This is a genomic window from Pseudoxanthomonas sp. J35 (assembly GCF_000513995.1).
Classification (GTDB): Bacteria; Pseudomonadota; Gammaproteobacteria; order Xanthomonadales; family Xanthomonadaceae; genus Pseudoxanthomonas.
On record NZ_KI911337.1, the window covers coordinates 87290 to 109296 of the forward strand.

Below are 22007 nucleotides of genomic sequence, written 5' to 3' on the forward strand. Positions count from 1 at the left end.
GGGACCGCATTCCCCCATGCCGGTCGGCTAGAGTGCGGCGATGTCCACCGAATTCGACGACTGGTTCGCCTGCGAGGTGCTGGCGCACGAGCGCGCGCTGATGCACTACCTGCAACGCTGCTGGCCGCACCGCGACGAGCTGCACGACCTGCGCCAGGAGATCTACGTGCGGATCTACGAGGCCGCCGCGCGCAGCCGCCCGACCGCGCCGAAGGCCTTCCTGTTCGCCACCGCCCGCCACCTGATGGCCGACCGCGCCCGCCGCGGCAAGGTGGTGTCGATCGAGCCGGTGGGTGATTTCGACCCGTCGAACGTCTACCTGATCGACGAGGTCTCGCCGGAGCGCTGGACCGGCACCCGTCAGGCCCTGCGCCGGCTGGTGGAGGCGCTGGACCGCTTGCCCGGCCGCTGCCGCGAGGTGGTGTGGCTGCGCCGGGTCGAGGAGCTGTCGCAGAACGAGGTGGCCCAGCGGCTGGGCATCAGCGGGAGGACCGTGGAAAAGCACCTGGCCAAGGGCATGCGCCTGATCGCGGACCACCTGTACGGGGGCGGGCCGTTGCCGCGGCCCGCACGCCGCCGCGGGGATGGAGCCGGCATGGAGCACGAGCACGGACATGGACGACAGCAGGAAGATTGAACGCACCGCCGCGGCCTGGCTGGCGCGACGCGAGGGCGGCCAGTGGGGCGCGCAGGACCAGCAGGCGCTGGAGGCGTGGCTGGCCGGGTCGACCGCGCACCGCGTCGCCTTCCTGCGCCTGCAGGCGGCCTGGAACGAGGCCGCGCGGCTGAAGGCGCTGGCCGCCGGCCTGGCGCCGGGCAGCGTGCCCGGGCGCGGGCAGTGGGCCGGATGGGCCGCCGCCGGCGCGCCGCGGGCCGAACCGGCCGGTGCCGACGACCCGCCGGCGTTGGCCGCCCGGACCCACGCCCTGCCGGACCTGCGCGCGGTGTCCTTCGCCCCGCGCCGGCCTGCACCACGCCCCGCGCGCTGGCCGCGCGCGCTGGCCGCCGGCTTCGTCCTGGCCGTGGCCGGCGGGCTGGGCTGGGGCGCCTGGCAGCTGGGCGGCCGGCAGGAGGCCGCCTACGCCAGCGCGGTCGGGAAGGTGGTCGAGGTGGCGCTGGCCGACGGCTCGAAGGCCACGCTCAGCAGCGACAGCCGGCTGCAGGTGCGCATGGACCGCGGCGAACGCCACGTCGCCCTGCTGCGCGGCGAGGCCTTCTTCGAGGTCGCCCACGAGGCCGGGCGGCCGTTCGTGGTCGAAGCCGACGGCCACCGCGCCGTCGCCGTCGGCACCCGCTATGCGGTGCGCCGCGACGCCGACACGCTGCGGGTGGTGGTGACCGAGGGCCGGGTGCGGCTGGACGGCGCCGGCGGGGGGCGCAACCTCCCGGTCTCGCTGCTGCCGGCCGGCAGCGTCGCCACCGTCGGCCGCAACGGCGTGCTGGTGCGCTCGCTGCCGCCGGAGGAAGCGGCCCGCTACGTGGAATGGCGCAGCGGCTTCCTGGTCTTCGACGACGCGCCGCTGGCGCAGGCGGCGGCCGAGTTCAACCGCTTCAACACCCGCCGCCTGGAGCTGGCCGATCCGGCGGTGGCGCAGCTGCGGATCGGCGGCCACTTCCGCTGGTCCGGGCTGGACGCCTTCGTCGGGTTACTGGAGCAGGGCTTCCCGGTGCGCGCCGAGCGCCACCCGGACCGGATCGTCCTGCACTCGCGCTGAGCGGGCGGCAATGGGGGAAGCGGCCGCCTCGTTCGTCATGGCAACAAAAGAGTGCCGTCCCGGCACCGGGGAGAGAAAACCGATGCGTCACCCGTCGCGTGTCCTGCTGTTGACCCTGGCCTGTTCCGCCGTGCTGGCGGCGCAGGCCGCCCAGGCTGCCGGCCCGATCAACGTGCCGGCCGGCGACCTGGCCGCCGCGCTGAACGCGCTGGCGCGCCAGTCCGATACCCAGCTCGTGTACCGGGCCGACGACCTGCGCGGCCGGCAGACCGCCGGGGTGCAGGGCGCGGCCGATACCGAGCAGGCGCTGCAGCAGCTGCTGCAGGGCAGCGGCTTCAGCGCCCGCCGCGACGCCAGCGGCGCGGTGCTGGTGGCGCGGGTGGAACCGCCGGCGCGGCGCCGCGCCCCGGCGCCGCAGGCGCAGGAGGCTTCCGCCGGCAGCGCCCCGGCCGGGGAGCCGGTGGTGGAGATCGACACGGTCACGGTGACCGGTTCGCGCATCCCGCGCGCGCAGATCGAGGGCCCGGCGCCGATCAGCGTGGTCACCGCCGAGGAGATCCGCGCCAACGGCTTCACCTCGGTGCCGGACGTGCTGCGGGCGATGACCCAGAACGGCGGCGAGACCCAGAGCCAGCAGTCGGCCAGCGGCGCCGACTTCTCGCCGGGCGCGCAGCAGGTCGACCTGCGCGGCCTCGGCCCGAACCACACCCTGGTGCTGGTCAACGGCCGCCGCATCGCCGACTTCCCGATGCCGTTCAAGGGCCGCAGCAACTTCACCGACATCTCCAGCATCCCGATCGCGATGATCGAGCGGGTGGAGGTGCTGACCGGCAGCGCCTCGGCGATCTACGGCTCCGACGCGATCTCCGGCGTGGTCAATTTCATCCTCAAGAAGAAGGCCGACGGCACCATCGTCGACATGCGCCTGGGCACCACGACCGAAGGCGGCGGCGAGTCGTTCGATGCCAGCCTGGTCAGCGGCTTCGGGCGCGGCGGCTTCAGCGGCGTGTACAGCATCGACGTGCAGTCGCAGACCCCGCTGTGGGCCTACGAGCGCGACATCCAGGATTCGACCAAGGACGGCCCGACCGCCAACTCGCAGATCGCCCGCCGCGCCTGGCTGCGCACCGACTGGTGGGACGACTACATCGACCCGGGCCAGGCCACCTGCGACGCGCTGTCCGGGCAGAACGGCGGCACCACCTACTACGCCTACCGGCCGCGCTACGGCTACTACTGCGGCAGCGACGAGTCGATCGGCTACGGCACCATCCTCAGCAAGCGCCGCGGCGTGAATGGCTATGCCTCGCTGAACTACGACTTCGGCAACGGCCACCAGTGGTTCGCCGACGTGCAGGCCGGCCACCACCAGGTCGAGCTGTTCCGCGACGTGTCCTCGTGGAGCTACATGGCGCCGGACGGCAACGAGGAGGGCTACTTCTACAACCAGGCCACCGGCCAGGTGGAGTACTGGCAGCGCCAGTTCTCGCCGGAGGAAATGGGCGGGCTGGACCGCGGCATGGTCGAGACCACGCAGAAGACCTTCGGCCTGACCACCGGCTTCCAGGGCAGCTTCGCCGCCGACTGGGACTACGAAGCCTCGCTGAGCTGGTCGCAGTACAAGGCGAGGATCAGCTGGCCGCAGATCGTCGCCGCGCGCGCCAACGACCTGTTCCTCGGCCCGCAGCTGGGCGTGGACGACGACGGCTTCCCGGTGTTCGACGCCGACCCGTCGCGCCTGTACCGGCCGCTCAGCCGCGCCGAGTACGACAGCATCGCCGCGCGCACGGTCTACCACCCGCAGTCGGAGACCGCGACCCTGGCGGCGACGGTGAGCACCGCCGACCTGTTCGCGCTGCCCGGCGGCGATGCCGGCTTCGCCGCCACGGTCGAGTACGGCCACCAGAGCTACGACCTAAACCCCGACCCGCTGGCGACGCAGTACTACTATTACAGCTGGAAGGATTCCGACGGCCACGGCAGCCGCAACCGCTGGGCCGGCGCGGCCGAGCTGCGCATGCCGCTGCTGGAGTCGCTGAGCTGGAGCCTGGCCGGCCGCTACGACCAGTACCGCTATTCCGGCAACAGCGTCGGCAAGGCGACCTGGAGCACCGGCCTGGAGTGGCGTCCGCTGGACAGCCTGCTGGTGCGCGGCTCCTACGGCACCGCGTTCCGCGCGCCGGACCTGCACTACGTCTACGCCGGCGTCGGCAACGACGAGACCTCCGGCAACGACTACTACAACTGCCTGCTCGACGACGCCGACGACTGCTCCGACTACGAGGAGGGCCTGATCCGCACCCGCGCCGGCAACCGCGACCTGGAACCGGAGACCAGCACTTCCTGGACCGCCGGCTTCGTGTGGTCGCCGCTGGAAGGCCTGGACCTGTCGGCCGACTGGTTCGACATCGACATGCGCGACCAGGTGCAGGACATGAGCGTGGACGCGATCCTGCGCGACGAGGCCGCCTGCCGCCTCGGCGAGCTGCCGGCGACCTCGCCGACCTGCGTCGACGCGCTGGCCCGTGTCACCCGCAGCGCCAATGGCAGCCTGTACGGGATCTCGGTGGCGCCGATCAACGTCGCCCGCGAGCGCACCCGCGGCGTCGACGTGGCCGCGCGCTACCGCCTGGAGACCGGCATCGGCCGCTTCACCCTCACCTTCAACCACACCTGGGTGAAGGAGCACGAGTTCCAGCAGTTCCCGGGCGATCCGGTCGAGGACCAGTTCGCCACCAACAGCGGCTTCGACATCCCGCGGACCAAGAGCAACGCCAGCATCGGCTGGGATCGCGGTCCGTGGACGGTGACGCTGTATGGCTCGCGCCTGGGCCGGTTGCCGAACGGCTGGTCGTACGACCAGGTGTGGGAGGACGGCGACCCGGGTCCGTGGATCCCGGCGACCTACCGCTACAACGCCTCGGCGCAGTTCCGCTTCAACGACCACTCGCGCCTGAGCCTGGCCATCACCAACCTGGCCAACAAGATGCCGCCGAAGGATCCGACCTACACGGCGTATCCGTACTACGACATCTCCTGGTTCGACTCGGTCGGTCGCACGATCAACCTGCAGTACACCCACCAGTTCGGCGGCAGCGGGCTGTAGGCCGCGAGTCCACCCGACAGCAACCCACCGGGCCCCATGCGGGCCCGGTGGCGTTTCGGGGTTCGGGGTTCGGGATTGGGGATTGGGGATTCGGCTGGACCTGGCGGGTCAGGCTGGATGCACCACGCCCAGCACGCGCGGGCCGCGCGCGCCGGTGACCGCCGGCAGGTTGCCGGGGCGGCCGGCCAGGGTCTGCCGCGCCAGCCAGGCGAAGGCCATCGCCTCGACGAAATCCGGATCCAGCCCGTAGGCGGCGGTGTCCTCGATCGCCACGCCCGGCAGGCGCGCGGCGAGGCGTTCGAGCAGGCGCGGATTGCGCACGCCGCCGCCGCAGGCGATCACCCGCGTGGTGCCGGGCTGGTGCGCGAGCAGTGCCCCGGCGGCGGTGGCCGCGCTCAGTTCCAGCAGGGTCGCCTGCACGTCGGCCGGCGATTCGTGGCCGGCCAGCCGCGCCTGCACCCAGTCCAGGTGGAACTGCTCGCGGCCGGTGCTCTTCGGCGGCGGCAGCGCGAACCACGGATCGTCCAGCAGCCGCTGCAGCAGCGCCGGGTCCACGCTGCCGCTGGCCGCGAACGCGCCGTCGGCGTCGAAGTCCGCGCCGGTATGGCGCTGGCACCAGGCATCGAGCAGGGCATTGGCCGGGCCGGTGTCGAAACCGCGCACCGCGCCGGCCCGCGGCAACAGGGTGTAGTTGCCGATCCCGCCGAGGTTGAGCACGGCGCGGTCTTCCTGCGGCGAATGCAGCAGGGCGGCGTGGAAGGCCGGCACCAGCGGCGCGCCATGGCCGCCGGCGGCGACGTCGCGGCGGCGGAAGTCGGCGACCGTGGCGATGCCGGTGCGCTCGGCGATCACGCTGCCGTCGCCGATCTGCATGGTGAACGGCGCCTCGCCGTGCGGGCGGTGGCGGATGGTCTGGCCGTGCGAGCCGATCGCCGCGACCTCTCCCGGCGCGACGCCGGCCGCCTCCAGCAGGCCCAGCGCGGCGTCGGCAAAGGCGACCGCCACCTGCACGTCGAGCCGGCCCAGTTCGTCCAGCGATTCCGGCTCGCCGCCCTGGCCCAGCGCGACCAGGCGCGCGCGCAGCTGCGACGCCCACGGCGTGGTGCGCGCGGCGAGCAGGCGCAGGCCGGCGGTGCCGGGGGTGTCGGGGAATTCGACCAGCGCGGCATCGATGCCGTCGGCGCTGGTGCCGGAGATCAGTCCGAGGAAGAGGCGTGACATGCGCGCATCGTAGCCCGGGCCGGCACGTCGCATCCGGGGCAGGTCACGTCGAGTGCGATGCGCGGGGTGGTGCGTCGGGCGTGGTGGTCCGCAGCCCGGGCACGCGCAGCCTGCGCTGGGCGGTCACGCCGGTGGCTCTGCGCCGGCGCGTGGCGGGGCTCAGCCGCGCTTTTCCTTCCTCGCCGGCACGTCGGCCTTGGCGTACAGCAGCGCTTCCATCGATTCCATGCGCGCCAGCGCCGGCGCGGTGGCGGCCTTGAACGCGGCCAGCTCGGCGCCCTTGAGCGGTTCCGGCGGCGGCATGGTCACCGACAGCGGGTTGCGGTGCTGGCCGTTGACGCGGAATTCGTAGTGCAGGTGCGGGCCGGTGGCCAGGCCGGTGGAACCGACGTAGCCGATCACCGTGCCCTGTCCGACCTGCTGGCCCTTGCGGACCTTGCCGAAGCGCGACATGTGCGCGTACAGCGTGGTGTGGCCGCGGCCGTGGTCGAGGATGACGACGTTGCCGTAGCCGCGCTGCTGGCCGACGAACTGCACCTTGGCGTCGCCGGCGGCCATGATCGGGGTGCCGGTGCTGGCCGCATAGTCGACGCCCTTGTGCATGCGCATGCTGCCCAGTACCGGATGGCGGCGGGCGCCGAACTTCGAGGACAGGCGCGCATACGGGATCGGCATGCGGATGAAGCTCTTCTTCAGCGGCCGGCCGTCGGCGGTGAAGTACTCGGCCTTGCCGTTGCGCTCGAAGCGGAAGCCGGTATAGGTCTTGTTGCCGGTGGTGAAGCTGGCGGCGAGGATGCGGCCGGTGCCGATGCGCTCGCCGTCGCGCCAGGTCTCCTCGACCACGGCGCTGAAGCGGTCGCCCGGCTGCACGTCCTTGAAGTCGATGTCGTAGCGGAAGATCTCGTCGGTCAGCACCGCGATGGCGGCGGGGCTGAGCCCGGCCTTCACCGCCGAGGCGTACAGCGAGCGGTCGATCTCGGCGCTGGCCACGGCCACGCGGGTGGTGGTGGCGCGCTCGAGCACCTTCTCGCGGATGCTGTCGCCGCGCAGGTCCAGCTCCACGCGCTGGGTCGGGCTGCGGTCGAAGCGGAAGCCGCGCAGGCCGCCCTCGTGGTCAAGGGCGAAGCCCAGCTCGGCGCCCGGGCGCAGGCGGGTCAGCGGCTCGCGGTTGGCGGGGTTCTCGAGGATCCGGTGCATGGTCGCCACCGGCAGGCCCATGGTCTCGAACACCTGGCCCAGGGTCTGGCCGCGCTCGATCTCCACCACTTCCCAGAAGGTCTCGGTGCCGTCGCCGGCCGGCGCGCGCACGGTCAGCGGCGGCAGCTGCAGTGGCAGCACCGCGCTGGCCTGCGAGGCCGGCTGCAGCTGCGAGGAGAAACCGGGGACGATCGTGGCCAGCAGGGCGCCGAGGGTGGCGAACAGGCTGGCGTGGAGCCAGTGGCGGCGGGTCCAGCGCTGGTTGAAGGCGGCGGGAAACCGCTCTTTCAGCTTGCGGTGGAGGGTCTGGTGGTGAAGGATGCCGAGGCGGTCGTGGAACTGCTGCTTGCGGACGCGGCCGTGGTCGGTGAGGGGCATGCTTGACTTCCTTCACGGGACCCCGGGGTGCGGCCCACTGGCGGGTAAAATAGACACCTCAAACTAGTGCGTCAAACCATTGATGGTGCTGGACTTTCATCTGGCCTTCCGGTTAACCCGCACGTAACATTCCATTCAAGTTTGTCATCGCCCCACGCCTGGAGTCCCCGTGTTTTCCGAGAAGTCCGTCGAAGAATCCCTCGCCCTCATCGGTCGCGGCGCCGATGAGATCCTCAAGCGCGAGGATCTGGAGGCGCGGCTGAAGCTCGGCCGCCCGCTGCGGGTCAAGGCGGGCTTCGACCCGACGGCGCCGGACCTGCACCTGGGCCATACGGTGCTGCTGAACAAGATGCGGCAGTTCCAGGACCTGGGCCACCAGGTGATCTTCCTGATCGGCGACTTCACCGGGATGATCGGCGACCCGACCGGCAAGAACGCCACCCGCAAGCCGCTGTCGCGCGAGGACGTGCTGGCCAATGCCGAGACCTACGCCGAGCAGGTGTTCAAGGTGCTGGACCGCGAGCGCACCGAGGTCCGCTTCAACAGCGAGTGGTTCGGCAAGATGTCGGCCGCGGACATGATCCGCCTGGCCGGCCAGCACACGGTGGCGCGCATGCTCGAGCGCGACGACTTCTCCAAGCGCTTCGCGGCGCAGCAGTCGATCGCCATCCACGAGTTCCTCTACCCGCTGGTGCAGGGCTACGACTCGGTGGCGCTGCAGGCCGACGTGGAGCTGGGCGGCACCGACCAGAAGTTCAACCTGCTGATGGGCCGCGGCCTGCAGGAGCACTACGGGCAGGCGCCGCAGGTGGTGCTGACCATGCCGCTGCTGGAAGGCCTGGACGGCGTCAACAAGATGAGCAAGTCGCTGGGCAACTACGTCGGCATCGCCGAGCCGGCGATCGACATCGTCAACAAGACGATGAAGATCGGCGACGAGCTGATGTGGAAGTGGATCGAGCTGCTGAGCTTCGAGATCTCCGCCGAGGAGGCGCGCAAGCTGCGCGAGGACGTGGCCGCGGGCATGAACCCGCGCGACATCAAGCTGCGCCTGGCGCGCGAGCTGGCCACGCGCTTCCACGACGCGGCCGCGGCGGAAACGGCAATCGCCGGCTGGCACGCTGCGGTCACCGGCCAGGGCGACACTTCGCTGCTGCCGCTGCAGGACGTCGCGGTGCCGGCCGAGGGCCTGCGCATCGCCGCGCTGCTGACCGCCGCCGGCATCACGCCGTCCAACTCGGAGGCCAACCGCAAGCTCAAGGAACGGGCGGTGAAGGTCGACGGCGAGGTGGTCGAGGACGCTTCCAGGGTGTTCGCGCCGGGCTTCGAGGGCGTGCTCCAGGTCGGCAAGCGCAACTTCGCGCGCGTCCGCCTGGTCGTGGGTTGATCTCTTCAACAACAGCAACAGCGACAGCGACGGGGTTGGGCTGAGCTGGCTTCGGACGGAGCCGCGGCAGCACGGGGGTATGCCGCATCGCGCGGTTCCGCGTCCTGCTCCAACGCGCGAACGCAGCACATCCATGTGCTGCTTGCGGCATACCCCCGCGCTACCGCGTTTTCGGGCGCGTTTGGGTCGTGGCTTCGATCTTCGTCTCACTCTCCCGCCGCGGTGAGACCGCATGTCCGCGCAGCACTGGCGCGCATGCCGTCGAACGTTGGCGCCGTGGACGCGGGCCGCGGCGCGGAGCAGGGCAGGGCAGGGAGAGGGTCTGGTCCCGACTGATGGTTTCGGCACGCGGGTGGCGTGACATCCGACTGCTCAGGTGGCGACGTCGGGTATCGACAGCAACGGCAACGGGGTTGGGTTGAGCTGGCTTCGGGCGGAGCCGCGGCAGCACGGGGGTATGCCGCATCGCCCGGTTCCGCGTCCTGCTCCAACGCGTGAACGCAGCACATCCACGTGCTGCTTGCAGCATACCCCGCGCTACCGCGTCTTCGGGTTGCTCTTGGGACGTGGCTTCGTTCTTTTCTCCCCTCTCCCGATCCCCGCATCGCGCCCCGCCCGCGTCCATCGGCCGCGGGCGTTTGGCGGCATGCGCGCCAGTGGCGCGCAACATGCCGCCTCACTCCAGGGAAAAGAGGGGCTGGAACCCGGATGCGGCCTTTGGCCTTATCCGGGCTACAGCGTGTGGGTGACCACGCAGTCGCGGCCGGCGCGCTTGGCGGTGTAGAGGGCCTCGTCGGCAGCGCGCATCAGCATCGACAGCGACATCGGCCGGTTGCACAGCGATACGCCGAGGCTGGCGGTGACGCGGACCGGCGGGGCGGGCGGGTCCATGCGCATGGTCGCCAGGGCGATGCGGATGCGTTCGGCCAGCTGCTGCGCGTTGCGGGCGTCCGGGCCGGTCACCACGATCACGAACTCCTCGCCGCCGGTGCGGGCGAACACGTCGTACTCGCGGGTCTGGCCGCGGATCGTGTCGCTGGTCTTCTGCAGCACCAGGTCGCCGATCTCGTGGCCGTAGCGGTCGTTGACCCGCTTGAAGCGGTCCAGGTCCAGTGCGATCACCGCCAGGTGCGCTTCACGGGTGAGCCGTTCCAGGTCCGGGTCGAGGCGGGCGAACAGGCCGCGGCGGTTGAGGGTGCCGGTGAGCGGGTCGAGCATCGCGGTCTGGCGCAGCGATTCGGCGGCGCGGAAGCTGGCCAGCATCAGCATGCAGAAGTTGATCAGGTACCACAGCGACAGGTCGACGTTGACCCAGGCGTCGTTGGGCCCGTACTGGCCGGTCAGCGCCTGCAGCAGGTCGCGCGCGTACAGCCAGGCCAGCACCGCCGCGCCGATCACCATCAGCCGCGCCGGCACCCGCAGCGGCGGCACGTCGAGGTGGCGCAGCTGCCACAGCATCACCCCCAGCAGGACCAGCTCGGCCAGGCTCATCGCCGCGCCCTGGCCGTCGATCGCGTCGCCGGCCAGCCAGGCCAGCAGCGACAGCGCGGCCAGCGCCGGGACCAGCAGCCATTCGCTGCGGGTCTGCTCGCGCTGCTGCACGAACTTGATCACCGAGCCGGCCAGCACCGCCAGTCCGCCGCAGGCGAACATCCCGCCCGCCGCGGCCACCGGGGCGGTCGCGGCGGTGGCGCCGGCGCGCTCCAGCTGCTGGGCGGTGCCGTCGAGCATCGCCGCGCCGAGCGAGTAGAAGAAGTGTCCCACGCCCCAGGAAGCGATGCCGCGCACGCCGCGCGAGACCCGCGACACGTACCAGAACAGGCCCAGCAGGATGAACGCCAGGGCGCAGTCGGCCAGCAGCAGGTTGTAGAAGTCGGTGGTCATCCGCCTCCCCGGGCAGCGCGATCGCGGTGCCAGAACGACTATAGCGGCCAACCGCGGCCGCAAGCGGCCAAGGACGTCACGGAACCGCGGTGACGGGCGCACGGGGCCGCCCCGGCCGGCGGCCGGGACGGGGACAGGCGGGAGGGGCGCCCGCGGCCGCCGCTGGGCGGGCCCCGGCCGGGCGGGCGAAGGGCGGCGCGGGGAGCGGCCGCCCTGCCGGGCTCAGTCGCCCAGGGTCAGCAGCGAGGCGTTGCCGCCGGCGGCGGTGGTGTTCACCGTCACCGTCTTCTCGGTGGCGAAGCGCAGCAGGTAGTGCGGGCCGCCGGCCTTGGGGCCGGTGCCGGACAGGCCCTGGCCGCCGAACGGCTGCACGCCGACCACCGCGCCGATCTGGTTGCGGTTGACGTAGATGTTGCCGACCCTGGCCCGCGAGGCGATCCGCTCGACGGTTTCGTCGATGCGCGAGTGGATGCCCAGGGTCAGCCCGTAGCCGGTGGCGTTGACCTGGTCGATCACCGCGTCGAGCTGGTCGGCCTTCCAGCGCACCACGTGCAGGACCGGGCCGAACACCTCGCGCTGCAGCTGCGCCAGCGACTGCAGCTCGTAGGCGCGCGGCAGGAAGAAGGTGCCGTGCTCGAGCGACGCATCCGACGGGGCGATGGCGATCAGCTTCGCCTCGGCGTCCATCCGCCGCGCGTGCGCTTCCAGCACCGAACGGGCGTCCTCGTCGATCACCGGGCCGACGTCGGTGGACAGCAGGCCCGGGTCGCCGACCTTCAGCTCGGCCATCGCGCCGGCGAGCATGGTCACCACCTTGTCGGCGATGTCCTCCTGCACGAACAGCACGCGCGCGGCCGAGCAGCGCTGGCCGGCGGAAGTGAACGCGGAGGCGATGGCGTCCTTGACCAGCTGCTCGGGCAGCGCCGAGGAGTCGGCGATCAGCGCGTTCTGGCCGCCGGTCTCGGCGATCAGCACCGCGATCGGCGCTTCCTCGCGCGCGGCCAGGGCGCGGTTGATCGCGCGCGCGGTCTCGGTCGAGCCGGTGAAGGCCACGCCGGCCACGCGCGGGTCGGAGGTCAGCGCCGCGCCGACGGTGGCGCCGTCGCCCGGCACGAACTGCAGCACTTCGGTGGGCACGCCGGCTTCGTGCAGCAGCTTCACCGCGGCGTGGCCGACCAGGTTGGTCTGCTCGGCCGGCTTGGCGATGACGCTGTTGCCGGCAGCCAGCGCCGCGGCCACCTGGCCCAGGAAGATCGCCAGCGGGAAGTTCCACGGGCTGATGCAGACGAACACGCCGCGACCCTGCAGGCGCAGCTCGTTGGATTCGCCGGTCGGGCCGGGCAGGTGCTCCGGCGCGCCGAACTGGCGCCGCGCCTGGCCGGCGTAGTAGCGCAGGAAGTCGACCGCCTCGCGCACCTCGGCCACCGAGTCGGGCAGGGTCTTGCCGGCCTCGCGCACGCACAGGGCCATGAACTGCGCCATGCGCTGCTCGAGCAGGTCGGCGGCGTGCTCGAGGATCGCGGCGCGGCTGGCGGCCGGGGTGCGATCCCAGGCCGGCTGCGCGGCGGCGGCGTTGGCCAGCGCGCGCTGCACGGTGGCCGCGTCGGCCGGCTGCCAGTGGCCGACGACCTGGCGGCGGTCGGCCGGGCTGGTCACCGGCAGCGAGGCCTCCGCCGGGGTCGCGCCGGGCACCAGCGGACCGGCGCTGTACGGGCCGGCGTGCTCGCCCAGGCGCGCGGCCAGGGCCTTCAGTTCGAGGTCGTCGGCGAGGTTGGCGCCCATGGAGTTGTTCCTGTCGAAGCCTTGCTGGATGTAGAGGTCGCGCGGCAGCGGAATGCGCGGATGGGGGATCGATTCGAAGCCGGAGACGGTGGCCACCGGGTCCTGGACCAGGTCGGACACCGGCACGTTCTCGTCGGTGATGCGGTTGACGAAGCTGGAGTTGGCGCCGTTCTCGAGCAGGCGGCGCACCAGGTACGGCAGCAGGTCCTCGTGGCTGCCCACCGGTGCGTACACGCGGCACGGCACGCCCAGGCGGTCGGCCGGCACCACTTCGGCGTAGAGGTCGTCGCCCATGCCGTGCAGCTTCTGGTGCTCGTACGGGCGGCCGTCGGCGATGGCGCGGATCGCGGCGATGGTCTGAGCGTTGTGCGTGGCGAACATCGGGTAGATCGCGTCGCTGTTGGCGAACATGCGCCTGGCCGTGGCCAGGTAGGACACGTCGGTGTTCTGCTTGCGGGTGAACACCGGGTAGCCCGGCAGGCCCTCGACCTGGGCGCGCTTGATCTCCGCGTCCCAGTACGCGCCCTTGACCAGGCGCACCGGGATGCGCCGGCCGACGCGGCGCGCCAGCCCGGCGAGGAAGTCGATCACGAACGGCGCGCGCTTCTGGTAGGCCTGCACCGCCAGGCCGTAGCCTTCCCAGCCGCCCAGGGTCGGGTGCGAGTAGGTGGCCTCGATGACGTCCAGCGACAGCTCCAGGCGGTCGCTTTCCTCGGCGTCGACGGTGTAGCCGATGCCGTAGGAGCGGGCCAGCTGCGCCAGTTCCAGCACCGCCGGCGCCAGCTCGACCATCACCCGCTCGCGCTTGGCGTGCTCGTAGCGCGGGAACAGCGCCGACAGCTTGATCGAGATGCTCGGCGCGGCGAACACGTCCGAGCCGACGTAGTTGCCGCTGCGGCCGATGGCGTGGATCGCGTCGCGGTACGCCTGCAGGTAGCGCTGTGCGTCCTTCATGGTCAGCGCGCCTTCGCCGAGCATGTCGAACGAGTAGCGGTAGCTGGCGTTGTCGCCCTTCTTCGAGCGCGCCAGCGCCTCGCCGATGGTGCGGCCCATGACGAACTGGTGGCCCATGATCCGCATCGCCTGGCGCACGGCCAGGCGCACCACCGGCTCGCCGATGCGGCCGACCAGGCGCTTGAAGGCGCCGGGCACGTCGTGGCGGGTCATGTCGTTGAGGTTGACCAGCTTGCCGGTGAGCATCAGGCCCCAGGTCGAGGCGTTCACCAGCACCGATTCGCTCTGGCCCAGGTGCTTCTCCCAGTCGGCATCGCCGAGCTTGTCGCGGATCAGGCGGTCGGCGGTGTCCTGGTCGGGGATGCGCAGCAGCGCCTCGGCCACGCACATCAGCAGCACGCCTTCCTCGCTGCCGAGGTCGTACTGGCGCATGAAGGCCTCGATCGCGCCCTGGTCGTGGACCCGGGCGCGGACCCGGCGGACCAGGTCGGCGGCCAGTGCGTCGACCTCGCCCTGGCGCTGCGGATCCAGGCGCGCCTGCTCGAGCAGCTCGCGCACGTGGGTGGTCTCGTCACGCAGCCAGGCGGCGGTGATCGCCGCGCGCAGTGGCGAGGGCGGGGCGGGCGGGGCGTCGAAGACCGGCGGCGCGCCGACGACGCGGAGCGGGCCGTGCCCGTGCGCGCTGGAGAAGGAGGAGGGAGTGGCGTTCATCGTGTCGCTCGGCAGGGGCGGACGCCGGCCACGGCCAGTTTCGCGCTGCCGCGAGGGGCGGGCGTGAACGGGCGTGGGCCGGGGGCGCGACATGATCGCGTGCGCCCCCGGCGGCTGGCTTGACCGATTCCGGCGCGGACCGTGCCTGCCGCGGCACAAGCCCGCCGCGCGTTCAGCCCTGGCGCAGGGCGCGGTACTCGCTGGGGGTCATCCCGACCAGGGCGACGAAGCGGCGGGTGAAGGCGCTCTGGTCGCCGAAGCCGCAGGCCTGGGCGATGCTGGCGATGCTGCCGGGGCCGTGCAGGCGGTGCATCGCCGCCTGGATCCGGATCCGGGTCAGTAGCTGCAGCGGCGACAGCTGGAACACCTTGTGGAAGGTGCGTTCGAGCTTGGACGCGGAGAAGCCGGTGATCGCCTGCAGGTCCTGCACGCGGACGTTGCCGGCGTAGTTCCGGTTCATGTGCACCAGCGCCTCGCGAAGCGAGCGGTAGTCGTCCTCCAGGCCCTCGCGACTGGCCAGGTCGCGGGAGATGCCGATCAGGCCGGCGACCTCGCCGCCGATCCGCAGCGGGCGCTTGCAGGTCAGGCACCAGCCCGGCTCGCGGTCGGAGAACAGGTGCAGTTCCAGCAGGTTGTCGATCACCGCCCCGCCCAGCACCTGCTGGTCCTGCAGGCCGTAGGTGGCGCCCATGCCGCTGGGGTAAACCTCGCTGGCGCGGCGGCCGATGATCTCCCGGCGCGAGCGCAGCCCCAGCCGCCGCAGCATGGTGGCGTTGACGTGGGTGTAGCGCCCCTCGCGGTCCTTGATGAAGAACAGGACGTCGGGGATCGAATCGAACAGCGCCTCGACCTCGGCGGCGTCCACGTTGAGGGGGGCGGGGCTCACGGCAGGCAGGGGCGGCGGGGCAGGGTCGGGGCGACCGGGGCGGACACATCTTAAAGGTGTGCCGCAGGCGCGGCCGGCCCCGCTGCCGCTTGGCGCGGAAGCGGGCCCGGCGACCGCCCCGCGCCGCGCCCGCCCGGCCGGGCATTGAGCGGAATCAATGCAAGTTGCCGCCGAATGTGCTCAACGCTTACCATCCGGATGTTTTCCGCAGCCGGCATGCGGCGGTGGGCGACATGATCGAGGTGGTCCCGACGGGGGCCGGCGGTCCCGGTGCGCAGCTGCGGTTGCGCCCGCCGCGGGCCCTGACGGCCGCGCAGTTCAGGGTGCTGTTCGCCGCCCTGGCGGGCGCGATGTGGCTGGTGGCCGGCCTGGGCTGGCTTGCCGGCAACGTGTTCGCCCCGGTCTTCGCCCTGCTGCACAGCGCAGGGGTCGCGCTGGCGTTGCGCTGGCTGTGGCGCAGCGGGGAACGTGGCGAGGACATCGCCATCGGTCCGGGGGCGGTGGAAGTCCGCCGCGGGACCGAGTCCGTCTTCCGCGCCCATCCCCACTGGGTGCGGATGCGGGTGGAGGGGGACGAGGGCAGGGTGCTGCTGTCGTCCAGCGGCAGGCGGGTGGAGGTGGGCGCTTTCCTGGGCCCGGCCGAACGCTCCCAGCTGGTGGGGTGCTTGAAGGAATTCCTGGCGGCCGCCGACCGGCCGCAACCGATGACGCAACCAGGGTCTAGGCAATGATGCAAGCGAAGGGATGGTGGAAGCGGTTGATGGCGGCGGGCGCGCTCCTGGCGGCGCCGGTGCTGGCCTGGGCCCAGTCGGCGGATCCGCAGCGCTGGCAGCTGAACATGGGGCGCGGCGTCACCGCCTCCTCGCAGAACGCCTACGAGGCGCACATGATCGCGCTGTGGGTCTGCGTGATCATCGGCCTGGTCGTGTTCGGCGCCATGGCCGTGGCCATGATCCGGTTCCGCAAGTCCAAGGGCGCGGTGGCCGCGCAGTTCAGCCACAACACCACCGCCGAGGTCATCTGGACGGTGATCCCGGTGCTGATCCTGATCGCGATGGCGTGGCCGGCCACGGCCAAGCTGATCGCCATGTACGACACCCGCGATGCCGAGATGACCGTCAAGGTCACCGGCTACCAGTGGATGTGGAAGTACGAGTACATGGGCGAGGGCGTGGAGTTCACCAGCCGCCTGGACCGCGAGTCCGACCGCATCCGCCAGAGCGGCGAGCAGCCGGACTTCGAGAAGAACCCGCACTACCTGCTGGACGTGGACAACCGCCTGGTCCTGCCGGTGGACACCAAGGTCCGCTTCGTCATCACCTCCGACGACGTCATCCACGCCTGGTGGGTGCCGGCGCTGGGCTGGAAGCAGGACGCGATCCCGGGCCTGATCAACGATGCCTGGACCGAGATCAAGACGCCGGGCGTGTACCGCGGCCAGTGCGCCGAGCTGTGCGGCAAGGACCACGGCTTCATGCCGATCGTGGTGGAAGCCGTCTCCAAGGAAGACTTCGCCCGCTGGCTGGCCTCGAAGAAGCCGGCCGCCGAACCGGCCCCGGCGCCCGCCGGGGAAGCCGAAGGCGCCGAAGCCCCGGCCGCCGATGCCGCGCCCGAAGCGGCGCCGCAGGGCGCCGGCCAGGCCTGATCCGTACACGCAACGGCCGCGCCGCGGCCGCCACGCAAACGCATTCCAGAGGTAGCAACGCCATGGCCCATACCGCCGCCGAGCACCACGACGACCACCACGGCCACAAGCAGGGGTTCGTCGAGCGCTGGTTCTTCTCGACCAACCACAAGGACATCGGCACGCTGTACCTGCTGTTCTCCTTCGTGATGTTCATCATCGGCGCGGCGATGAGCGTGGTCATCCGCCTGGAGCTGATGCAGCCGGGCCTGCAGCACGTCAGCCCCGAGTTCTTCAACCAGATGACCACCGTGCACGCGCTGGTCATGATCTTCGGCGGCGTGATGCCGGCCTTCGTCGGCCTGGCCAACTGGATGATCCCGCTGCAGGTCGGCGCGCCGGACATGGCGCTGCCGCGCATGAACAACTGGTCCTTCTGGATCATGCCGTTCGCCTTCGCCCTGCTGCTGGTCACGCTGTTCCTGCCGGGCGGCGCCCCCGCCGGCGGCTGGACCCTGTACCCGCCGCTGTCGCTGCAGGGCGGTTACAACGTGGCGTTCACGATCTTCGCCATCCACATGATGGGCATCAGCTCGATCATGGGCTCGATCAACATCATCGCCACCGTGCTGAACATGCGCGCGCCGGGCATCGACCTGCTGAAGATGCCGATCTTCTGCTGGACCTGGCTGATCACCGCCTTCCTGCTGATCGCGGTGATGCCGGTGCTGGCCGGCGCGGTGACCATGCTGCTGACCGACAAGTTCTTCGCCACCTCGTTCTTCAACGCGGCCGGCGGCGGCGACCCGGTGATGTACCAGCACATCTTCTGGTTCTTCGGCCATCCCGAGGTCTACATCATGATCCTGCCCGCCTTCGGCGTGGTCAGCGAGATCATCCCGACCTTCAGCCGCAAGCCGCTGTTCGGCTACCAGGCGATGGTCTACGCGACCGCCTCGATCGCGTTCCTGTCGTTCATCGTGTGGGCCCACCACATGTTCACGGTGGGCATGCCGCTGGGCGGCGAGATCTACTTCATGTTCGCCACCATGCTGATCGCGGTGCCGACCGGCGTGAAGGTGTTCAACTGGGTCTCCACGATGTGGAAGGGCTCGCTGACCTTCGAGGCGCCGATGCTGTGGTCGGTGGCCTTCGTGATCCTGTTCACCATCGGCGGCTTCTCCGGCCTGATGCTGGCCATTGTGCCGGCGGACTTCCAGTACCACGACACCTACTTCGTGGTGGCGCACTTCCACTACGTGCTGGTGACCGGCGCGGTGTTCGCGCTGATCGCCGCGGTCTACTACTGGTGGCCGAAGTGGACCGGCCGCATGTACAGCCAGGCCGCCGCCAAGTTCCATTTCTGGTGGTCGGTGGTGTTCGTGAACCTGCTGTTCTTCCCGCAGCACTTCCTGGGCCTGGCCGGCATGCCGCGCCGCATCCCGGACTACAACGTGGTGTTCGCGGACTGGAACCTGGTCAGCTCGATCGGCGCGTTCGGCATGTTCGTCACCCCGTTCATGATGGCGGCGATCCTGTTCCACTCGCTGCGCAACGGCGCCAAGGCCGACGCGCGTTCGTGGGAAAGCGCCCGCGGCCTGGAGTGGACCGTGCCGTCGCCGGCGCCGCACCACACCTTCTCGACCCCGCCGGTCATCAAGGACGGCGACCTGGCCCACGGCGACGTGAGCCACTGAGGCAGGAGCGCCGGGGCGCCGCGGCTCGGGCGCCCCGCAACCGGAAGTACCGCATGAACGCAGGCAACGGCCACAACCAGGACACGGAGCGCCGCCGCAAGGGCGCGGTGCGGACCGCGCTGGTGCTGGGCGCGATCGCGCTGGCGATCTACGTGGCCTTCATCCTCTCGGGCGTGCTGGGCGCATGAGCGGCCAGCAGGCCCCGGCGAAGCGCAGCGCGGGCTGGCTGAAGCTGGCCGGCGTGGCGCTGGCCGCGTTCGCCTTCACCTTCTCGCTGGTGCCGCTGTACCGCATCGCCTGCGAGAAGGTGTTCGGCATCCGCCTGGAGCAGGGCCCCGGCCAGGTGCGCGCGCAGGCCGCCGGCGACGCGCGCAAGGCGCGCACGGTGACCGTGCAGTTCGACGGCGGCGTGAACTCGAAGCTGCCGTGGGCGTTCGAGCCCGAGCAGCTGACCATGCAGGTGGTGCCCGGCGAGCTCAACGAGGCGATGTACGTGGCGCGCAACGACGGCGACCGCGCCATCGTCGGCAGCGCCACGCCGTCGGTGGCGCCGGCGCGCGCCTCCGGCTACTTCACCAAGACCGAGTGTTTCTGCTTCACCGCGCAGACCCTGCAGGCCGGCGAGACGCGCGAGATGCCGGTGCGCTTCATCGTCGACCCGGACCTGCCGGCCGACGTCAGCACCATCACCCTGTCGTATACCTTCTTCAAGAACGAGGAACTGACCGCGCGACTCGGCGCGGCGCAGGCCACCCACCCGCCGCACGCGGCGCCCTGACGAGCACGGAAACACCACCATGGCCCAACCGCAGACGGACCACTACTTCGTACCGGCGCAGAGCAAGGCGCCGATCCTGGCCTCGATCTCGCTGTTCACCCTGATGGTGGGCGTGGCCAACTGGCTCAACGACGTGTCCTGGGGCCGCTGGGTGTTCTTCCTCGGCCTGGCGATGATGGTCGCGGTGCTGTTCTACTGGTTCAGCGCGGTGGTGCGCGAATCGCTGGCCGGCCACTACAACCGCCAGGTCGACGTCTCGTTCCGGATGGGGATGATCTGGTTCATCTTCTCCGAGGTGATGTTCTTCGGCGCGTTCTTCGGCGCGCTGTTCTACGCCCGCCAGTTTGCGCTGCCGTGGCTGGGCGGCGAGGGCGACGGCGTGATGACCAACGCGCTGCTGTGGGACGGCTACGCGGCGGCGTGGCCGACCGCCGGCCCGGGCCAGGTCGGTGGCCAGTTCCAGACCATCCCGGCCTGGGGCCTGCCGCTGGTCAACACCCTGATCCTGCTGACCTCGGGCGTGACCCTGACCATCGCCCACCACGCACTGAAGGCGGCACGCCGTGGCCAGGTGCTGCTGTGGCTGGGCATCACCGTGTTGCTGGGCCTGCTGTTCCTCACCTTCCAGGCCGAGGAATACATCCACGCCTACAAGGAGCTGAACCTGACCCTGGGTTCGGGCATCTACGGTTCGACCTTCTTCATGCTGACCGGCTTCCACGGCGCGCACGTGCTGCTCGGCACCATCATGCTGGCGGTGATGTGGTTCCGTGCGCTGAAGGGCCACTTCACCCCGGACAGCCACTTCGGCTTCGAAGCGGCGGCCTGGTACTGGCACTTCGTCGACGTGGTGTGGCTGGGGCTGTTCCTGTTCGTGTATGTGCTGTGAGAGCGGGGATTGGTGATTCGGGATTCGTGATTCGATAAGCGGACACGGTCACGCAGCGAGGGCGCCGCCAGGGCGCCCTCGCTCTTTCGAATCCCCAATCCCGAATCCCCAATCCCGAATCCCGAATCCCGAATCCCGAATCCCGAATCCCGCCCGCGCGCCGCAGGCGCGCGGATCACCGCCCGATGCCGTGCGGGGTGATCACCCCGGTCCAGATGCCGAGGATGACCAGCAGGATCAGCGCCACCGAGAAGCCGATGCGGCGGGTGAGCGCGTTGACCGTGCGCTTGCTCTGGCCGCGGTCGACCAGCAGGTAGTACAGGGCGCTGCCGAGGTTCCAGAGGATGACCAGCAGGAACGCGACGATCAGCAGGGTCTTGAGCGAATCGTTCACGGCACGGGCCTCGGCGTGGCAGGAAGGATGCCGCGCATTATCGCAGGCGCGGGGCCTGGCGTCGTGAGCGCGCGCCACCTGCCGCTGTGGGTCGGCTGGCTGCTGGCGCTGGCCGTGGCCGCGGGCTGCGCCTCGCTGGGGCTGTGGCAGCTGCAGCGCATGCACGCCAAGCAGGCGCTGCTGGACGCGTCGGCGCAGGTGCTGGAACAGCGCCGCGAGCAGCCCCTGGCGCTCGCCGCCGACGCCACGCGCGCGCGCGCCTACGACTGGGCCGCGGGCAATGGCCGCTTCGCGGCGCTGCCGGCGGTGCTGCTGGACAACCAGAACCGCGATGGACGCGCCGGCGTGCGCGCCTACCGCGTGTTCCAGCCCGGAACCGACGGCGCGATGCCGCTGCTGGTCGAACTGGGCTGGCTGCCGCTGCCGGGCGACCGGCGCCTGCCTGGCGTGCCCGCACCGCCGCTGGACCGCGTGTCCGGCCTGCTGCTGCCGCCGCCTTCGCCAGGGCTGGCCGCGCCGGCGGTCGAGACGCAGGCCGACGGCACCCTGCTGCTGGTCGCGCTCGATCCGGAAGCCGTGGCCGCCGCGCTGGGCCTGCCGGCGCTGGCGCCGCGCGTGCTGCGCCTGGATCCGGACCTGCCGGCGGGCTATGCGCGCGACCTCGACCTGCTGCCGAACACGCTAACGCCGGAGCGGCATCTCGGCTATGCGGTGCAGTGGTTCGCCCTGGCGCTGGCGGTGCTGGCGATCGCGGTGCTGCTGAGCCTGCGCCAACGCCGTGCCGCGGCCCGGGCGGCGGCATCGCACAACGTGCGAAAATCCGGCCCATGATCGTACCTGCCACCGACGCAGCCCGACTCCGCCGCGGGCGACTGATGCTGATCGCCCTGTTCGTGCTGTTCTTCGGTTCGGCCTTCGGCGCCGGCCTGCTGCGCCTGAGCGGCTGGATGCCGGCGGGGCTGAAGAACCACGGCGAGCTGCTGCAGCCGCCGGCCGACCTGCGCGAGGTCCCGCTGTTGCACGCCGACGGCCGTCGCTACGACTGGGATCCGGCCGCTCGCACCTGGCGCATCCTCGCCGCGCCGCCGGCCGGCTGCGCCGCCGACTGCGTGCAGCTGCTGGCCGAGCTGGACAAGGTGTGGAAGCTGTTCGGGCACAACGCCGACCGGGTCGAGGTGCTGTGGCTGGGGGCGACGCCGGACGGCATCGCGCTGCCGCCGGAGCTGCGTCCGCTGCTCGACGATCCGGCCGTGCGCGCCGCGCTGCCGCGCGCCGACGACCCGGCCGGCATCCCGCTGTACGTGATCGATCCCAACGGCTTCGTCGTGCTGCGCTATGCGCCGCACGCCGATCCGTCCGGGCTGCGCACCGACGTGGCCCGCCTGTTGAAGCTGAAGTGAGGCC

The 22007-nt window shown here is 71.2% G+C and carries 18 protein-coding genes; 12 read left to right on the forward strand and 6 right to left on the reverse strand.

The genetic code is table 11. The features are described from left to right. Positions 1–40: 40 nt before the first annotated feature. The 3 genes from PSEJ35_RS16435 (at position 41) to PSEJ35_RS0114655 (ending at position 4821) form a co-directional block, all read left to right on the forward strand. A complete protein-coding gene (locus PSEJ35_RS16435; RefSeq protein WP_051412712.1) occupies positions 41–637 on the forward strand; it encodes a sigma-70 family RNA polymerase sigma factor in 597 nt (198 codons plus the stop codon). Continuing rightward, entirely contained in the window at positions 615–1715 is a 1101-nt protein-coding gene (locus PSEJ35_RS0114650; RefSeq protein WP_028918432.1) for a FecR domain-containing protein, read from the forward strand. Before PSEJ35_RS16435 ends, PSEJ35_RS0114650 begins: the two co-directional genes overlap by 23 nt. Positions 1716–1797: 82 nt before the next feature. Continuing rightward, entirely contained in the window at positions 1798–4821 is a 3024-nt protein-coding gene (locus tag PSEJ35_RS0114655) for a TonB-dependent receptor (RefSeq protein ID WP_028918433.1), read from the forward strand. A 108-nt stretch (positions 4822–4929) separates the two neighbouring features. Here the strand turns inward: PSEJ35_RS0114655 and PSEJ35_RS0114660 are convergent, their stop codons facing one another. Together PSEJ35_RS0114660 and PSEJ35_RS0114665 are read right to left on the reverse strand one after the other, a co-directional pair. Further along, positions 4930–6042: an anhydro-N-acetylmuramic acid kinase gene (locus PSEJ35_RS0114660; RefSeq protein WP_028918434.1), complete on the reverse strand. Its 1113-nt coding sequence runs from the start codon at positions 6040–6042 to the stop codon at positions 4930–4932. Between the two features lie 159 nt (positions 6043–6201). Further along, positions 6202–7617 (reverse strand): peptidoglycan DD-metalloendopeptidase family protein, encoded by a 1416-nt coding sequence (locus tag PSEJ35_RS0114665; protein WP_028918435.1) that lies wholly within the window; start codon positions 7615–7617, stop codon positions 6202–6204. Positions 7618–7786: 169 nt separating this feature from the next. Between PSEJ35_RS0114665 and tyrS the strand changes: the two genes are divergently transcribed. Next, entirely contained in the window at positions 7787–9004 is a 1218-nt protein-coding gene (gene tyrS / locus PSEJ35_RS0114670) for a tyrosine--tRNA ligase (protein WP_028918436.1), read from the forward strand. A gap of 732 nt (positions 9005–9736) precedes the next feature. Here the strand turns inward: tyrS and PSEJ35_RS16755 are convergent. From PSEJ35_RS16755 to PSEJ35_RS0114690, 3 genes are all read right to left on the reverse strand, one after another. Beyond that, the gene (locus tag PSEJ35_RS16755) at positions 9737–10888 is read right to left on the reverse strand and encodes a GGDEF domain-containing protein (protein WP_051412713.1); all 1152 of its coding nucleotides are present in this window, start codon (positions 10886–10888) and stop codon (positions 9737–9739) included. 222 nt (positions 10889–11110) lie between these two features. Then, complete coding sequence (putA, locus tag PSEJ35_RS0114685; RefSeq protein ID WP_028918437.1) at positions 11111–14335, reverse strand: bifunctional proline dehydrogenase/L-glutamate gamma-semialdehyde dehydrogenase PutA; 3225 nt, start codon at positions 14333–14335, stop codon at positions 11111–11113. A 172-nt stretch (positions 14336–14507) separates the two neighbouring features. Continuing rightward, on the reverse strand, positions 14508–15221 hold the full coding sequence (locus tag PSEJ35_RS0114690) for an AraC family transcriptional regulator (protein WP_024870340.1): 714 nt from the start codon (positions 15219–15221) through the stop codon (positions 14508–14510). Positions 15222–15454: 233 nt separating this feature from the next. Between PSEJ35_RS0114690 and PSEJ35_RS16450 the strand changes: the two genes are divergently transcribed. The 6 genes from PSEJ35_RS16450 to PSEJ35_RS0114720 all read left to right on the forward strand — a co-directional run bounded on the left by PSEJ35_RS16450 (position 15455) and on the right by PSEJ35_RS0114720 (position 20209). Next, positions 15455–15952, forward strand: coding sequence for a DUF2244 domain-containing protein (locus PSEJ35_RS16450; RefSeq protein WP_051412724.1), 498 nt, complete (start codon positions 15455–15457; stop codon positions 15950–15952). Beyond that, on the forward strand, positions 15949–16866 hold the full coding sequence (gene coxB, locus PSEJ35_RS0114700) for a cytochrome c oxidase subunit II (protein ID WP_028918438.1): 918 nt from the start codon (positions 15949–15951) through the stop codon (positions 16864–16866). The genes PSEJ35_RS16450 and coxB overlap by 4 nt, the downstream gene beginning before the upstream one ends. A 62-nt stretch (positions 16867–16928) precedes the next feature. Next, positions 16929–18542 (forward strand): cytochrome c oxidase subunit I, encoded by a 1614-nt coding sequence (gene ctaD / locus PSEJ35_RS0114705; protein WP_028918439.1) that lies wholly within the window; start codon positions 16929–16931, stop codon positions 18540–18542. 53 nt (positions 18543–18595) lie between these two features. Continuing rightward, positions 18596–18730: a hypothetical protein gene (locus tag PSEJ35_RS17790; protein WP_255326755.1), complete on the forward strand. Its 135-nt coding sequence runs from the start codon at positions 18596–18598 to the stop codon at positions 18728–18730. Continuing rightward, positions 18727–19320, forward strand: coding sequence for a cytochrome c oxidase assembly protein (locus tag PSEJ35_RS0114715; RefSeq protein WP_028918440.1), 594 nt, complete (start codon positions 18727–18729; stop codon positions 19318–19320). The genes PSEJ35_RS17790 and PSEJ35_RS0114715 overlap by 4 nt, the downstream gene beginning before the upstream one ends. 19 nt (positions 19321–19339) lie before the next feature. Next, on the forward strand, positions 19340–20209 hold the full coding sequence (locus PSEJ35_RS0114720; protein WP_028918441.1) for a cytochrome c oxidase subunit 3: 870 nt from the start codon (positions 19340–19342) through the stop codon (positions 20207–20209). Between the two features lie 175 nt (positions 20210–20384). Here the strand turns inward: PSEJ35_RS0114720 and PSEJ35_RS0114725 are convergent, their stop codons facing one another. Beyond that, entirely contained in the window at positions 20385–20603 is a 219-nt protein-coding gene (locus PSEJ35_RS0114725; protein WP_028918442.1) for a twin transmembrane helix small protein, read from the reverse strand. Positions 20604–20666: 63 nt separating this feature from the next. On the opposite strand from PSEJ35_RS0114725, the gene PSEJ35_RS16455 reads away from it, so the two are divergent. Beyond that, positions 20667–21434, forward strand: a complete 768-nt coding sequence (locus tag PSEJ35_RS16455; protein WP_037083496.1) for an SURF1 family protein — start codon at positions 20667–20669, stop codon at positions 21432–21434. Further along, a complete protein-coding gene (locus PSEJ35_RS0114735; protein WP_037083498.1) occupies positions 21431–22003 on the forward strand; it encodes a hypothetical protein in 573 nt (190 codons plus the stop codon). Before PSEJ35_RS16455 ends, PSEJ35_RS0114735 begins: the two co-directional genes overlap by 4 nt. The last annotated feature ends 4 nt before the right edge of the window (positions 22004–22007 follow it).

What these genes read in the sequence shown, in the direction of transcription:
- PSEJ35_RS16435 (WP_051412712.1), top strand. Translation starts at nt 41, where the DNA reads ATGTCCACCGAATTCGACGACTGGTTCGCCTGCGAGGTGCTGGCGCAC.
- PSEJ35_RS0114650 (WP_028918432.1), top strand. Translation starts at nt 615, where the DNA reads ATGGACGACAGCAGGAAGATTGAACGCACCGCCGCGGCCTGGCTGGCG.
- PSEJ35_RS0114655 (WP_028918433.1), top strand. Translation starts at nt 1,798, where the DNA reads ATGCGTCACCCGTCGCGTGTCCTGCTGTTGACCCTGGCCTGTTCCGCC.
- PSEJ35_RS0114660 (WP_028918434.1), bottom strand. Translation starts at nt 6,042, where the DNA reads ATGTCACGCCTCTTCCTCGGACTGATCTCCGGCACCAGCGCCGACGGC.
- PSEJ35_RS0114665 (WP_028918435.1), bottom strand. Translation starts at nt 7,617, where the DNA reads ATGCCCCTCACCGACCACGGCCGCGTCCGCAAGCAGCAGTTCCACGAC.
- PSEJ35_RS16755 (WP_051412713.1), bottom strand. Translation starts at nt 10,888, where the DNA reads ATGACCACCGACTTCTACAACCTGCTGCTGGCCGACTGCGCCCTGGCG.
- putA (WP_028918437.1), bottom strand. Translation starts at nt 14,335, where the DNA reads ATGAACGCCACTCCCTCCTCCTTCTCCAGCGCGCACGGGCACGGCCCG.
- PSEJ35_RS16450 (WP_051412724.1), top strand. Translation starts at nt 15,455, where the DNA reads ATGATCGAGGTGGTCCCGACGGGGGCCGGCGGTCCCGGTGCGCAGCTG.
- coxB (WP_028918438.1), top strand. Translation starts at nt 15,949, where the DNA reads ATGATGCAAGCGAAGGGATGGTGGAAGCGGTTGATGGCGGCGGGCGCG.
- ctaD (WP_028918439.1), top strand. Translation starts at nt 16,929, where the DNA reads ATGGCCCATACCGCCGCCGAGCACCACGACGACCACCACGGCCACAAG.
- PSEJ35_RS17790 (WP_255326755.1), top strand. Translation starts at nt 18,596, where the DNA reads ATGAACGCAGGCAACGGCCACAACCAGGACACGGAGCGCCGCCGCAAG.
- PSEJ35_RS0114715 (WP_028918440.1), top strand. Translation starts at nt 18,727, where the DNA reads ATGAGCGGCCAGCAGGCCCCGGCGAAGCGCAGCGCGGGCTGGCTGAAG.
- PSEJ35_RS0114720 (WP_028918441.1), top strand. Translation starts at nt 19,340, where the DNA reads ATGGCCCAACCGCAGACGGACCACTACTTCGTACCGGCGCAGAGCAAG.
- PSEJ35_RS0114735 (WP_037083498.1), top strand. Translation starts at nt 21,431, where the DNA reads ATGATCGTACCTGCCACCGACGCAGCCCGACTCCGCCGCGGGCGACTG.